Below are 13098 nucleotides of genomic sequence, written 5' to 3'. Positions count from 1 at the left end.
TCTATGCTGGAGTTTCTGCTGGTACTCGCTAGTCTCGTGGGGCTGTGCGCGATCGCGCTTGCCACGGTTGTGGTTACGCCGCAGATCATGATCGAGCTGGGGCTCTGGGTCTTGGCTGTGGGCCTCCTCATCGGGATTCCGACGGGCCTGTGGTACCACGTGACACTCTATCGGCAGCTGGCGCCACGGGTGACGCTTCCGCCACGTTGGTGGAGGGATCCGGTCGCGTGGCATGCGCAGCTCTCACCATCTGACTTCAGACCTGTTCGTCCCTGGTTCCTGCTCGGCGCAGCGGGCTTTGTGCTCTGCTGCCTGGGTGGCGCGGCGGCGATCATCGGCCTCCTGGTCGCCAGACTCCAAGAGTGACTCGAACGAAGCTCAATCAATCTCCAGAGGCCATGTCATTACACAGACCGGTCGCGTATCGCACGCCGCCGTGGTCCTGAGTGGGCGTGAGGGCGTGACTGAGCCGGCGCGAGAGTTATGAGTGGCATAAGGGTGGCGAGGGCTCTTATGCTGGAGAGGTGCCAGCCTGTTCATCCCACTCGCTACCTCGGTCGCGGTGAATGTCTCAAGCTCGAAATCAGGAGGTACAGCCATGCAGAAGCGAATCATCGATCCCCTTCCACAACCATCCGCGACTCCTGACCAGGACTGGTTGAATGTGGAGGCGCTCGCGGAGGTGGAAATTACTTCTGAGGATGCGGCTCACCCGATTGAGTCCGCGTTGATCGCCGGGCGTACGTCGGGGTGGCGGGCGGCAGGGCCAGGCAAGCAGACGATCCGGCTCCTGTTCGCCCAGCCGCAACGGCTCAAGCGAATCTGGTTGAACTTTGCTGAACCCAGTACGGAGCGCATGCAAGAGTACGTGTTGCGTTGGTCTCCGGATGGCGGGCAGTCGTTCCGGGAAATCGTGCGGCAGCAATGGAACTTCAGTCCGCAAGGCGCCACCTCTGAGACCGAAGACCACCACGTCGAACTTCCGGCGGTCACGGTGCTCGAATTGAGCATTATTCCGGACACCAGTGGGGGATCCGCGCGCGCTTCGTTGGATCAGTTGCGGATTGCGTAATTCCGGTGGGCTATGAGGGCGATCGTGTGGTGTCTTGGGATCCTGCTGTTTCGGACCTACCGGCCAATCGGAATTTCGACAGTCGTCAGTGCGGTGAGTGAAGTGTCTTGGTTGACGACGTAGATGGCCTGTTCCTGTGGGTCGGCTGCTTCGGTCGCGCTGATGACTTCCTGGAGTTGAGTGGGAGAGAGCCGGTCGAACATGGCGGCTTCCTGTCTTGTGATCGGTCCAAACGGGACTCGGGAGAGGCGGGCCGTGAGGCTGCCTGGCTCGACGTCGGCCGGCACAGAAATCTGTAGCCGTTGTCCTGCTGCGATCTTCAGCGAGATCTGACCTGATGTGTTTTGAGGTATGAGTAGTTGTGGAGTTGAGGGTCCGGCTTTCAGCCAGACTTGTAGATAGGCTGCCTGGTTGGCCTCCAGGGTGAGACGCAGTGGGCCTGGGCTTTTCGATGCCATTGCCGCACTCACCTCTCGATCCTGCCCGCCTGCTCCTTGAACCATAAAGCTGTAGCGGAGCCCGAGCGGCTTCAGTTGGGAACCACTCGTCGCGGCTTTCCCTGCCGGGGCGGACTGATCCAGCTTTCGCTCAAGCCGGTTGGCTTGGGCTGTCGACTCGGCCAGGGGGCTCATCGCCCGTTCTCTTGTCGGAGCGACCCTGCCTGTATCCTGGCGAATGGCGACTTCGCCATAGAACAATGCGCGTGCGCTGATTGCCGGTGCCGGTGGTGGGGCAACGCTGGCTGCGACTGTCTGATCGGCAGAGGAGCTGCGTCCATCCGCGTTGTCGCTGAGCGCCGCTACGGGCGTATCAGCTTGTCTGCGGACCTCGTCTTGTTCGTTCCGCTGGCTCAGATTGTCGCGGGTGCTGTCTGCTGCCTTGTGTTTTTGTTGGGAAGGCGGAGCCGCCCGTTCTTGCTTGGCCGGCTCGGCGGCAAGTGTGTCTTTCTTTGCCGGGGCAATCGCTGTCTCGCTGTTCTCTTTGGCGTTCACCTGGGGCTCAACGGCTTGCGGCTGCGCTGGCTGAGATGCCGGAGCTGTCGACGTTGGTGGAGCTGCGGGCCGTGACTCTTCAGTGACGACCGATTGCGCCGCCTGTTTCAGACTATCCTGATAAATCCTGATGCCCAGCACGACTGCAAGGGCCGCTGCGGTGAGGCCGCCGGCGAATGCCAGTCCGGTCGGACGTCTGACCCAATCCAGCCAGGAGAAGGACCGGCCTGCACGTGAGGCATTCGGCTGCTTCAATGCAGCGAGGAGCCTGCGGCGCACGGCCGGATCGGCGAGCAACTCCTTGAAGGCCTGTTCGTCGGCCAGGGCGTTGAAAAGTTGCTGGTCTTGCAGCGCCGCGCCGTAGAGCTGCTGTTTCTCTTCAGGCGTCAACGTGTCCGCTGCGAATCCACCCAGCAGTTTTTCGAGATCGTGTTCAGACATTCTTCACCGTCGTTCGTGAAATGTGAAGCATATCTCGCTCAGGACTGAGCACTTCCTCCGTCATTCCCAGCTCCCGCCCAACAATGTGAGTAGCTGTTTTCGGCAGCGCAGGTCCCAGGTGTAAATGGTGTTGATCGAATTCTGGCCCATCAGCTTCTGAATCTCAGGGAAGCTGTTGCCTTCCAGTTTCCACTTGAACAGTTCGCGGCAGCGTTCGCCGAGTTGAACCATGGCGGCTAGCAGCCGGTCGACGCGCTGCTTTTGATCGAGTTGCGTGGCAGGGTCGTCCCGGGAGTCGGCAATGGGAATATCGTCAATGGACTCTGCATTATACTCGCCTCGCCGGAGCGACTTGCGATGGACATCCAGCATCTTGAACCGGAGGATTTGAAAGGCCAGAGGAACCAGTTCGGTCAGTTCCGTGACGCGCGCATATTTGTCATGAAGGACCGAGAGCACGTCTTGGACAAGGTCCTCGGCACGATCCCTCGATACTCGTAATGTCGCGAAGGCCAGAATCCTTTCGCGCAGACTGGCAAGTATCTCCTCTCGATGTATAGACATGTCGCTCTAGCCGGTCGTTTTCGCGGCTGTATGGGGTAGCAGGTCTCCGAGTGAGCGGAAGCCCAGCTTCAGCCCATTGCAGACCTCGACTTGGCGGTCGAAGCGGTTTTTGGTCTTCATCATCTTACGCAGCGTCCCGAAGGCCACGCGGCCCCAGGCGGCGACGTGGAATACGGACAGGGGATAGTCGGTGCCGAAGAGCAAACGTTCATGGACCTCGGGATATTTTCGCAGATGCAGGAGCATCTTGAGCCGGTTGGGCAGCGTGAGGGCGGAGATGTCCGCATAGAAGTTGGGGTACCGTTGCACAAAGTCCCGCATCGTGGGAAGGAACTTTTCGTAAAGAATCAGTCCGTAACTGCAGGCATGGGCGGCGATGACGGTGGCCCCTTCGTCGAGCGCCACCCGGAGTCGGTCGGGATCGCCGACTGATTGGTCCTTGCCGATCAAACTGAATTCATAGCCGACGTGACTGAGGAAGGGTAGTTTTCGTTCCGTCAGGGCCCGATAGAAGGGCTTGTACTTCGGATTGGCCGGGTCGAACTGTTTCGCATTCGGCAACACTTTCACCAGGACCGCGCCGGCATCGGCGCAGCGATGGACTTCATCGATGGCGTCGCGCCGCTGGGGATTGATCGAGACCCCTGCGAGTAATTCATGTGGGTGGGCTTGCGCCGTCTTCAGCACGTAGTCGTTGCTGATGAGAAAGTCCGTATGCTCGCGACTGAGTAATCCGTTGTGATCGTAGACACCGTCCATGCCCAGGAGGACGGCTTTCTGCACATGGCGGGAGGCGCGCAGTTCAACTAGTAGGTCGTCGAGATATTTCTGATTGGCTTCGCGCGGCCGGTTCACGGAGAGTCCGTGCTTCCAGAATAAAAACCTGAACAGCGGGCTCTTCAACATCTTGGGCGAAATGAAGCAGCCATTGTCGCCGTCCGGCAGCGCAGCCAGATGCACATGGCAGTCGATCAGCGACTTTGTCGTAGAGGGTCGTTCCATACAACTGCGACTTTCGTTCTTCCTGTCTCAGTACTCAGGACTCAAGGCTCAGCCCTTCCCCGAAAGCCGTTCCATCGCAATCCGCTTGAGACCACGCAAGTCCATCTTGCCGGTCCCCAGCAGCGGAAGGGCGTCGACTTTGACGAAGTTCGCGCGTGATGGAATAAAGAGGTTCGGGAGGCCGTTCGCGGTGAGCTTGGCCACGATACCGGGAATCTGCGCTTCATCGAGGAGGTGCAGGACCGCGAGCTGTTCGCCTTTCTTCTCGTCGGGAATGCCGGTGACGGCGAAGGTCTGGGTCTCAAGCCCGGCCGCGAGATGGAGTGCTTCTTCGACTTTGCCATGAGGGACCATTTCACCGCCGATCTTGGAGAAGCGGGACAGCCTGTCTGTGATGGTGAGAAAGCCGTCGTCGTCCTGCATGGCGATGTCGCCGGTGATGTACCAGCCATCGCGCATGACCGTGGCGGTTAGGTCTTCACGGCCGATATATCCGTTCATGACGTTGGGCCCTCGCACCAATAACATGCCGGGTGTACCGGGCGGCATTGGCGCGAAACTGTCCGGATCGACGATCTGTACGGAGACTCCTGGAAGGGGCTGGCCGACGGTGCCTCGTCTCGAGGCTGGCTGGTAGTAGCCCGCCGCGCGAAAGTCCGGACAACTGACGGCGACGACGGGGGAACATTCAGTGACGCCGTATCCCTCGATGGGGGTGATGCCGAACTGGTCTTGAAAGGCCTGGGATACACGCGCCGGGAGTTTTTCCGCGCCGGTCAGGACCACGCGCAACGAGCTGAACTGTTCCGGCGTGCAGCGGCGTTGATAGAGCTGGAGAAAGGTCGGCGTGGTCACGAGGAAGGTGATGCGGTATCGGCGCACGAGTTCACCGATCGCGGCGACGTCCAGCGGCGAGGGATGGAAGACCATCGTCGCATTGTTCGACATGACGAACCAGAAGACGAGATATCCGAACGAATGGAAGAATGGGAGAATGCCGAGCACCCGCTCATCTTGATACAGATGGAGCACTTGGCTGGCGCCCTGCGCGTTGGCATCGACGCTGAAGTGCGACAACATTACGCCTTTGGGATCGCCGGTGCTTCCACTGCTGAAGATGATCGTGGCCAGGTCATCTATCGTCAAGGGCTTGCGCTGTCCGCAGGCCAGTTCGATGATCCGTACAGGAGCGCAGAGGGCCAGGAGGCTCGCGACGAGTTTCTGTCCGGTGCCGATTTGCTTCGCCAGATCCTCCAGCCAAATGATCGTGGGTCCGTCCGGCAGGTCAAGTTTGGCTTTCTCGGCGAAGGCGCGGCTGGTGACGATGGTGCGCAGGCCTGCGAGGCGTACGGCTGCTTCGAGACCGGCTTTCCCGACCGTGTAATTCAGGTTCACGCTCGTTTTCCCGCAGAGGGGGGCGGCGACGTTCACGAGTGCGCCGACCACGGTCGGCGGGAGCAGGATGCCGATGTTCTGCTGGTTGCGCCAATGGAGCGTGAGGGCTCTGGCGAGGACGATGGACCCGATCAAGGCCTGGAGCGACGAGACATGGGGGCGTTGCTGGTCGGCCATGGCCAATCGAAACGGATGTCGCCGCATGGCATGGATGAAGGTGCGGTGCAGCGGTCGGCGATCGTGTTTTCTGAGACGCCATGCGGCTTCGCCGAGCGAACGGATTTGGGTTCGCAGTTCATGTGCGGGCGTGTCGGCGGGAAGGGGCGCGCCGAATGAAACAGTCACGGGGTAAGGAATTTGGTCGGGAATCTTTGAGAGAAAGCGGCCATGGTTGAAGCTGAAGATACTGCCCCACACACGATCCAGGTGGACGGGAATGATCGGCGCCGTTTTCCCTTTCATGATCCGCTCGAAGCCGCGACGAAATGGTAACAAGGTGCCCGTTCTGGTGATCTGCCCTTCGGGGAACAGGCAGACGATCTCGCCCTTGTCGATGGCGTCGCCTGCTGCACGAAGCGCGCGCAGGATCACGCGTAAACCGCCGTGAGAGGAGATCGGGATGACGCCGAGGAGCGTCATGAACGGCTTGAAGAGCCGTTGGTTCGCATATTGTTCGTCGACGATGAACCGGACGGGGCGGTCGAGACTGGCGATCAGCAGAAAGCCGTCGATGAAGGAGACGTGATTCGGCACGAGCAGCGCCCCGCCTGATTGCGGAACATGGTCTTGGCCGACAATGCGGAGCCGATAGAGTGTGTTCGTGACGATGACGAGCACCAATCGTAAGCAGGCATCGGGCAAGAGCCAGAGGGCCCAGGCCGTGCCCCCGACAGTGATGCCGGCGGTGACGAGGAAAATCCCGCTCGTGGAAAGACCCGCATGAGCGAGCGCCCCGCCGGCGAGGGAACCCAATAAAATTCCGGTGAAGACGCAGGTGTTGGAGAAGGAAATAACGGCGCCGCGCCGATCGGGAGGCGACTTCCATTGGAGAATCGCGTTGAGCGGCACGAAGATGAAGGCGCTGGAAATTCCCAGGAGCCCCATCAGCAGAAACGTTCCGGTCAATGCCGGTGTGAATGCGCCGATCAAGGTCAGTGCGATGAACACACCGGTGGCGCCCAAGGGGATGAGCCCGTATTCGACCCGGTTTTGAGAGAGTCGCCCGACCAGCATCGCGCCGAGGCCGATGCCGACGGACAAGACCGTGAGCGGAAGTCCTGAGAGCGCATCGGAGAGATGGAGGACGGCCTTGGCATAGACGAGCACGTTCTGGGCGAAGAGGCTCGCGATCGTCCAGAAAAATATTTCTCCCGGGATGGCCAGCCGTAGCAGCCGTTCTGACTGGATGGCGGCCCAGGCACCACGGATCGTCGCGCCCACGCCGCCGCTTGCGCGTGCGGGCGAGACGTGGGGCACTGCAAAGGCTGCGATCAGGCCGACGATCGATAGGGCGGCCAAGGCGAGTGGGGCGAGCCAGAGTTGGTCGCCGGCGGTCTGCAAGAGAAACCCTCCGGCAGCGGTGCCGGTGAGGATGGCGGCAAAGGTCCACATCTCCAAAAGGCCGTTGCCGGACGCGAGCCGTTCATGCGGAATCAATTCTGGGAGAATGCCGTATTTCGACGGGCTGAAGAGCGCACTGTGCACGCCCATTCCACACAAGACGATCAACGGCAAGATCCCGCCGCCTGGGCTTACCCAGAGCGCGATGGTGCCGGCGCCCATGAGGAAGACTTCGACGACTTTGATCGCGATGATGACCGTGCGTTTACTCAGGCGATCGGCCAAGGTGCCGCCGACCAATGACAACAACACCAGCGGCAAGGTGAAGATGATGAAGGTGATCGCGGTTTGGGTCTGGGCTGCGGTTTCCAGCTCAGGGCCGGGAGCCATCTGTGCCGTGGCTTGTCGGATCGCCAGCAGGGCGACCATCAGCTTCCAGGCGTTGTCGTTGAACGCGCCACAGAATTGCGCGATGAGGAGGCCGCGGAGGGGATGTTTCTGTTCTTGGGCCATGCGATGGGCGGGGCGATTGCGCGTGAATGTTCAGGTAAATATGGAGCAACTGATGGCAAAGGTCAAAGAAAACTATGACTTAGGAGAATGCATCTGGCGAGGAACCGGCAGACCTTCCAGTTCCATGATGCGCAAGGCGTTGGTGGTGGGGCAGGGACCTGAACGGAGCTGGTAGTCGAATTGGAGTGCGCCGGCTGCCACCGTTTCCTGAAAGTGCGCATTGCGCAATCCTGGCACGGTCTTGTCGAGATCGGTCAATTCAAGATCATGGGTCGTCACCATGCCGAATCCATGGCTTTGCGAGAGTGCGGTGATAAAAGAACGGCTCCCGATCAATCGCTCGCGATTGTTGGTGCCCTTGAAAATTTCGTCGATCAAGAAGAGCACCGGGGCATGGGATCGATCCATTGTCGCGTCGAGCAATGTCTTGAGCCGTTTCACTTCCGCATAGAAAAATGACAGCCCCTCGTCGAGCGAGTCGTCCACCCGAATACAGCAGACCACTCGTACCCAGGTCCATTCGAAATGACTGGCGCAGACCGGTGCGCCGGCTTGTGCGAGACAGATATTGATTCCCACAGTCCGGAGGAAGGTGCTTTTCCCGGACATGTTGGAACCGGTCACGAGCAGCACCTGTCCGAGGCCTTGAAGGGAGAAGTCGTTGGCCACGCGCGCTGCATGGGGGATCAGTGGATGACCGAGATCGCGAGCGGAGCAGCGAGGGGCTGCCCCGTTCTGTTCGTTGTCGGTTTGACGCGAGGACGGCCAGATATAGCTGGGGTGCAGGTGGGCGAACGTCGCCAATGCCGCAGCCGCTTCAATTTCCGCCAGTCGATCCAGCCACAGAGGGAGATGATCGCGGATCTGATCCTGGATCTGGCCCAACCTCCTGGCGAACCAGAGGTCCCAGGGGCAGAGGGCGTTTACGGCAAGATGGACGACCGGATGGGCTTTGATGCTGATGGCATGGAGGACCTGTGCGGCCTGCCGGATCAGACGAAGGGGCGATGTGGAGCTGTTCGCGAGCGGGGCCCAGGTGCGCGAGAGGACGGAGCGAGAGCGTCTCGCATGGCGGTCGATGTGCCCGAACACCGTTCCGAGCTTCTCGACTTCATGGTGGAGGCCGACCGCCTGTTCGAGCAATTCCTCTCCCTGGTCCGTGAAAAAATAGAAGAGGGCGTAAAGGCCGAAGGACCACATCCAGTACCCTGGCAGCAGATTCAGCAGCGCGGCGAGTCCGAGCCCTGCCGTGGTCGCGGCGAGGATAGCCTGGATCGGCAGGATGAGGTGCAGTCGAGGAATCTCCAGGCGATGTTGCAGTACGGCAGCCAGGCGATGACCGTCGATCTCCTGTTCACCGAGCAAGCGGGCTTCAAGCGCCAATCGGTCTCGAAACAATGGCCGTGTCGTGAGCTCGCGGACCAAGGCTTGGCGTTCTACCCATGCGTCCTGGGTCGGTGGCTGCGTAAGAAGCCAGGCCGCCAATCGCTCGCGGCCGTGCGAGGAGACGGTGGTGTTGAGCAGTTGAAACAACGAATGGGGGCCGACGAGATCGAGATCGTTCGCATAGAGATGATGGGCCGGCCCGGCGAAGGTCTGTGCAGGGAGTTGGTTCCAATCGAGGCGGAGGCGAGCCACATGCGTCCGCTTGATCTGTTGCCATTCCCTGAGCCGATGAATCCGCTGTTCCAGCCTGGTATGATAGCTCGCGACGATCAGAAACAGGATGAGGAACCCGGCGAGTGAGCCATTGCCGGCCTGGTACCACTCGAGTCGGTAGAGCGTAATTGTGCAGAGCAGCGCCGTGACGAACAAGACGACCCGCCAGCGGGTAAAGGTAGCACTGGTTCGAAGGCCGGTCTGGAGCAACCGATCGGTTCGTCGTAGCAGCCGCTGCAACGTCTGCTCTCGAACTGGCGCTTCTGTGCGGTGCTGATTCTGTTGCATGGTCGCTTCGACCTTACTGGATGGGCTTGCCTCCGTCAATAACAGGATAGGATTCAATGGCACAGGATTGGATAGACGTCACGATTCACGCCGACATCGACGCGGGAGAGTTCCTGGGCGCGCTGTCGGATCCCTTCGTACAGGGGGCCTGGCAGGATGGTCCTGCGATGCATCTCTATTGGCCGAGCGACCGATGGAGTGCCGATCATGTGGCAGCGTTGAGAGCGGTCTTGCAACAGTTTGGTGGGGCCGATGCCGAGATGCTGGTGCAATCGATACCGGATCAGGATTGGAACCGGCAATGGGCTCAGTCGGTCAAGCCGATCAGGATCGGCCGTCGGATTGTCATCCGGCCGAGCTGGGAGCCGGCGGTGCTGCAGCCACAAGATATTGAGATTGTCCTCGACCCCAAGCAGGCCTTCGGGACCGGACACCATGCGACGACGCGAATGTTGCTCGAATGGCTGGAAGATCTCGTACACGGTGGCGAGTTCGTGCTGGATGTGGGGTCAGGCAGCGGGATTTTGGCGATGGTCGCGCTGCGGCTGGGGGCGGCCTCGGCCCTTGGCGTGGAATGCGATGCTGTTGCGGTGGACTGCGCACGGGACTATGCAACAGAGAATGGATTTGGACGCGAATTGCAATTGGTTTGTGGGACGCTGAGCGATGTCGCCGGATCATCTCGGCCCCATCTCGTGCTGGCGAACCTCGACCGGCAGACGCTCTTGCTGCTATGCGATGAACTGGCGCGATACGTGGGCCAAGGAGCGCGGTTGTTGCTGTCCGGCATTCTGCTCGATCAAGAGCAGGAGATTCTCGACGCCTTCTCCAAGGTGGGTGCCCTGTTGTCTCAACGGCGTGAGCAAGAGGGCTGGGTGGCATTGGAATTGTTGATGGGGGAATCCTGCGAAGGAGCCAGTCGATGACCGTATCCGGACGACCGTCCTATCCTCATCTGCATCAGATCAGCGTCTCTGACGGCGGTGTGCCGAAGAAGCCGATTGATGAAGCGAAGGTGACAGAGCGGGGTGTAGAGGGCGACCGGCAACGAAATCTGCAAGTACATGGTGGGCCGGATCGAGCCGTCTGTCTCTACTCGCTTGAATTACTCGAACGGCTTCAGCGCGAAGGTCATCCGATTCACGCGGGGTCGTCGGGGGAGAACCTGACGCTCGCGGGATTGGAATGGGGGCTCATTCGGCCTGGCGTGCAGTTATCCGTTGGGCCTGAGGTTCAGCTTGAAGTGAAGAGCTACACGGTCCCCTGTAGTCACAATGCGCCATGGTTCCGCGAGGGAGACTATCAACGCATCTCGCAGAAAAAGCATCCAGGCTGGAGCCGGGTCTATGCCAAGGTATTGCGTGAGGGGCTGGTGAGATCGGGGGATCGGGTCAAGATTGAGAAGACCGCATAGTTCCCAGCCCTCAGCGAGTACCGCTGAGGGCTGAATGCTCGGTGAGTCCTGGAAATGGCTAGTTGACGGAATCTTTGAGCGCCTTGCCGGGTCTGAATTTCGGAACTTTGGCTGCCTTGATTTTGATCGCTTTGCCGGTTCGAGGATTACGTCCGATGCGAGCGGCGCGGTTGCTGACTTTGAAGGTGCCAAATCCGACCAGGGATACGCTGTGCTTTTTCTTGAGGCTGCCTTTGATCGCAGACAAGGCCCCTTCCAGCGCTCTGCCTGCTGAGGCTTTTGACAGTTTGGCATGTTTGGCGATGGCTTCAATGAGTTCAGATTTATTCACGAGATTCCCCTTTCGGTGTTGGCACGAATGTGCAGGAACATCCTGCGAGAGTATTTATAGCAAGCGGTTGGGGCATGGTCAAGTAAGTGAGTAGGGTCTATCGCTGAGTGGTTGTGAAGATGCGTGAACAGCCATAAGCTTGTTGCGACAAGGGGGGAGCGATGAATCGAACTCTCGAACCGGAATTGATGGAGGACGACGCGCAGGTTCAGGCCTATGCGGCGGCGGACTTTTCGCAGGAAAACCAGAGCTTCGTCGATCTATTCCGTGAATACTTTCCGGAATTCTCCGCGGGCCATGTGCTTGACCTGGGTTGTGGTCCTGGCGATATTCCCATTCGTTTGGCTCGCGCGGTGCCGGGCTGTCGGATTACTGCGGTCGACGCGTCCTCTCCGATGATCCGGTTGGCCGAGGACATGGTACGGCAAGCGGGCCTCTCCGATCGTATCACCTTCCGCTGCGAACGATTTCAGGACCTTGCCGGGGCCAATATGGCCGATGCCGCCATGTCCAATAGCCTGTTACACCATGTGCCGAACCCGCTGCAGTTCTGGCACAAAATACGGTTGGCTGTGAAGCCAGGCTCGCCAGTACTCGTGATGGACCTCTTGCGACCGGAATCGCCGGAAGAGGCGCAGGCGATCGTCGATCGGTATGCCTCTGAGGCTCCGGACATTCTGAGGAGAGATTTCTATCACTCGCTGCTGGCATCGTTCACCGAAGATGAAATCAGTGCACAATTGGCACAAATGAATTTGACGCGGTTGATCATCGATGTGCCGGATGATCGGCATTGGGTCGTAGGAGGGCTTATCCATTAGTCCTCAGGATGGTGAAAACGGTCCCCAACGGCGTTCTCGCCTTGGTCACATCCTCAACGTACCCCTGAGGGTACGCCTGCGGTGTGGCCTTCGGCTCCGGCCTTGTTGGATGACCGTTTTGACCATCCTTTTCTTTTTCGTGTTCGATTCTCATACGATTGCTCAGCTTGATCGGCTGAGAAGATCGAAGGCCCTGGAGCTGCCGCCTCTTGTTGAAACTCCAATGGTCGAGGTTCCCGAAGGGCCGTTTACGATGGGTGTCGATGGAATGCAGGCGCTTGAAGATGAGCGTCCCGCGCATCACGTGTGGCTATCCAGGTTCGTTATCGACGTTCACGAAGTGACGACGGCGCAGTACGCAGTTTTTCTCGCTGCGACGAATCGCCCAGCCCCGTGGCAATGGAATATGGTCGAGCCATCCCAGCATGGCGATCGGCCGGTGATCGGCGTGGACTGGTCTGATGCGGATACCTATTGCCGGTGGAGGGGGAAGCGGCTTCCGACCGAAGCGGAATGGGAAAAGTCGGCCCGAGGAACGGATGGACGATGGTATCCCTGGGGCAATCAGGTGCCGAACAAGGAACGGGCGAATTACGCATTGGGTGCGCGGTTCAGTTATAGCCAGGTCTTGATGCCTGTGCAGTCCTATGGGCAGGGCAAGAGTCCATACGGGCTCTTGCAACTGGCCGGGAACGCCGGGGAATGGGTAGAGGATTGGTATGGTGTGAACTACTACGAGCACTCGCCGGAACACAATCCGCAAGGACCTGAGTCAGGTCAATTTAAAGTGCTCCGCGGTGGATCCTGGTCCGACGCACCGAAATATCTTCTCACCTATGGGCGTTTCAAACTGCTGCCTGAGACGCGCAATAGTTATACGGGCTTCCGCTGCGCCCACTCCTAGCAGGATGCTGAAATAGACGCCCAACGTCGTTCTCAGTCGTCCGTCTCCTTGCGACGTACCCCAAGGGTACGCCTCAGTCGCCGGACTCCTTGCGGCCTAGTTGGATCGTCTATTTGAGCATCCTGCAGAGAATACGCTCCTT

The 13098-nt window shown here is 59.6% G+C and carries 12 protein-coding genes; 6 read left to right on the top strand and 6 right to left on the bottom strand.

The annotated features are described in order from the left end of the window. Positions 1-3: 3 nt before the first annotated feature. Together Q8N00_09755 and Q8N00_09750 are read left to right on the top strand one after the other, a co-directional pair. Positions 4-366, top strand: coding sequence for a hypothetical protein (locus tag Q8N00_09755; protein ID MDP2383075.1), 363 nt, complete (start codon positions 4-6; stop codon positions 364-366). A 232-nt stretch (positions 367-598) separates the two neighbouring features. Continuing rightward, on the top strand, positions 599-1072 hold the full coding sequence (locus Q8N00_09750; GenBank protein ID MDP2383074.1) for a carbohydrate-binding protein: 474 nt from the start codon (positions 599-601) through the stop codon (positions 1070-1072). 56 nt (positions 1073-1128) lie between these two features. Here the strand turns inward: Q8N00_09750 and Q8N00_09745 are convergent, their stop codons facing one another. The 5 genes from Q8N00_09745 to Q8N00_09725 all read right to left on the bottom strand — a co-directional run bounded on the left by Q8N00_09745 (position 1129) and on the right by Q8N00_09725 (position 9486). Next, positions 1129-2505: a hypothetical protein gene (locus Q8N00_09745; GenBank protein MDP2383073.1), complete on the bottom strand. Its 1377-nt coding sequence runs from the start codon at positions 2503-2505 to the stop codon at positions 1129-1131. 60 nt (positions 2506-2565) lie between these two features. Beyond that, entirely contained in the window at positions 2566-3069 is a 504-nt protein-coding gene (locus Q8N00_09740) for a sigma-70 family RNA polymerase sigma factor (protein MDP2383072.1), read from the bottom strand. A gap of 6 nt (positions 3070-3075) precedes the next feature. Further along, positions 3076-4071 (bottom strand): amidohydrolase family protein, encoded by a 996-nt coding sequence (locus Q8N00_09735; GenBank protein MDP2383071.1) that lies wholly within the window; start codon positions 4069-4071, stop codon positions 3076-3078. Positions 4072-4119: 48 nt separating this feature from the next. Beyond that, the gene (locus Q8N00_09730) at positions 4120-7539 is read right to left on the bottom strand and encodes an acyl-[ACP]--phospholipid O-acyltransferase (GenBank protein ID MDP2383070.1); all 3420 of its coding nucleotides are present in this window, start codon (positions 7537-7539) and stop codon (positions 4120-4122) included. A gap of 72 nt (positions 7540-7611) precedes the next feature. Continuing rightward, entirely contained in the window at positions 7612-9486 is a 1875-nt protein-coding gene (locus Q8N00_09725; GenBank protein MDP2383069.1) for a hypothetical protein, read from the bottom strand. Positions 9487-9542: 56 nt separating this feature from the next. On the opposite strand from Q8N00_09725, the gene Q8N00_09720 reads away from it, so the two are divergent. Both Q8N00_09720 and Q8N00_09715 read left to right on the top strand, forming a co-directional pair. After that, positions 9543-10412 (top strand): 50S ribosomal protein L11 methyltransferase, encoded by an 870-nt coding sequence (locus tag Q8N00_09720; GenBank protein MDP2383068.1) that lies wholly within the window; start codon positions 9543-9545, stop codon positions 10410-10412. After that, entirely contained in the window at positions 10409-10900 is a 492-nt protein-coding gene (locus Q8N00_09715) for an MOSC domain-containing protein (protein MDP2383067.1), read from the top strand. Before Q8N00_09720 ends, Q8N00_09715 begins: the two co-directional genes overlap by 4 nt. A gap of 58 nt (positions 10901-10958) precedes the next feature. On the opposite strand, the gene Q8N00_09710 is transcribed toward Q8N00_09715, so the two are convergent. Beyond that, complete coding sequence (locus tag Q8N00_09710; protein MDP2383066.1) at positions 10959-11231, bottom strand: HU family DNA-binding protein; 273 nt, start codon at positions 11229-11231, stop codon at positions 10959-10961. Between the two features lie 161 nt (positions 11232-11392). On the opposite strand from Q8N00_09710, the gene Q8N00_09705 reads away from it, so the two are divergent. Together Q8N00_09705 and Q8N00_09700 are read left to right on the top strand one after the other, a co-directional pair. Continuing rightward, positions 11393-12052 carry a class I SAM-dependent methyltransferase gene (locus tag Q8N00_09705; protein MDP2383065.1) on the top strand — a complete coding sequence of 220 codons (660 nt, stop codon included), beginning with the start codon at positions 11393-11395 and terminating at the stop codon, positions 12050-12052. A gap of 118 nt (positions 12053-12170) precedes the next feature. Continuing rightward, the gene (locus Q8N00_09700; GenBank protein MDP2383064.1) at positions 12171-12956 is read left to right on the top strand and encodes an SUMF1/EgtB/PvdO family nonheme iron enzyme; all 786 of its coding nucleotides are present in this window, start codon (positions 12171-12173) and stop codon (positions 12954-12956) included. Positions 12957-13098: the final 142 nt, after the last annotated feature.

It is taken from the genome of Nitrospirota bacterium (genome assembly GCA_030684575.1).
GTDB lineage: Bacteria > Nitrospirota > Nitrospiria > Nitrospirales > Nitrospiraceae > Palsa-1315.
The sequence above is the reverse complement of the archived record's forward strand: the minus strand, read 5'-3'. Positions and strand labels throughout refer to the sequence as shown.

Excerpts from the sequence above, each read along its gene's own strand:
- Q8N00_09755 (MDP2383075.1), top strand. The coding sequence starts at position 4 with ATGCTGGAGTTTCTGCTGGTACTCGCTAGTCTCGTGGGGCTGTGCGCG.
- Q8N00_09750 (MDP2383074.1), top strand. The coding sequence starts at position 599 with ATGCAGAAGCGAATCATCGATCCCCTTCCACAACCATCCGCGACTCCT.
- Q8N00_09745 (MDP2383073.1), bottom strand. The coding sequence starts at position 2,505 with ATGTCTGAACACGATCTCGAAAAACTGCTGGGTGGATTCGCAGCGGAC.
- Q8N00_09740 (MDP2383072.1), bottom strand. The coding sequence starts at position 3,069 with ATGTCTATACATCGAGAGGAGATACTTGCCAGTCTGCGCGAAAGGATT.
- Q8N00_09735 (MDP2383071.1), bottom strand. The coding sequence starts at position 4,071 with ATGGAACGACCCTCTACGACAAAGTCGCTGATCGACTGCCATGTGCAT.
- Q8N00_09730 (MDP2383070.1), bottom strand. The coding sequence starts at position 7,539 with ATGGCCCAAGAACAGAAACATCCCCTCCGCGGCCTCCTCATCGCGCAA.
- Q8N00_09725 (MDP2383069.1), bottom strand. The coding sequence starts at position 9,486 with ATGCAACAGAATCAGCACCGCACAGAAGCGCCAGTTCGAGAGCAGACG.
- Q8N00_09720 (MDP2383068.1), top strand. The coding sequence starts at position 9,543 with ATGGCACAGGATTGGATAGACGTCACGATTCACGCCGACATCGACGCG.
- Q8N00_09715 (MDP2383067.1), top strand. The coding sequence starts at position 10,409 with ATGACCGTATCCGGACGACCGTCCTATCCTCATCTGCATCAGATCAGC.
- Q8N00_09705 (MDP2383065.1), top strand. The coding sequence starts at position 11,393 with ATGAATCGAACTCTCGAACCGGAATTGATGGAGGACGACGCGCAGGTT.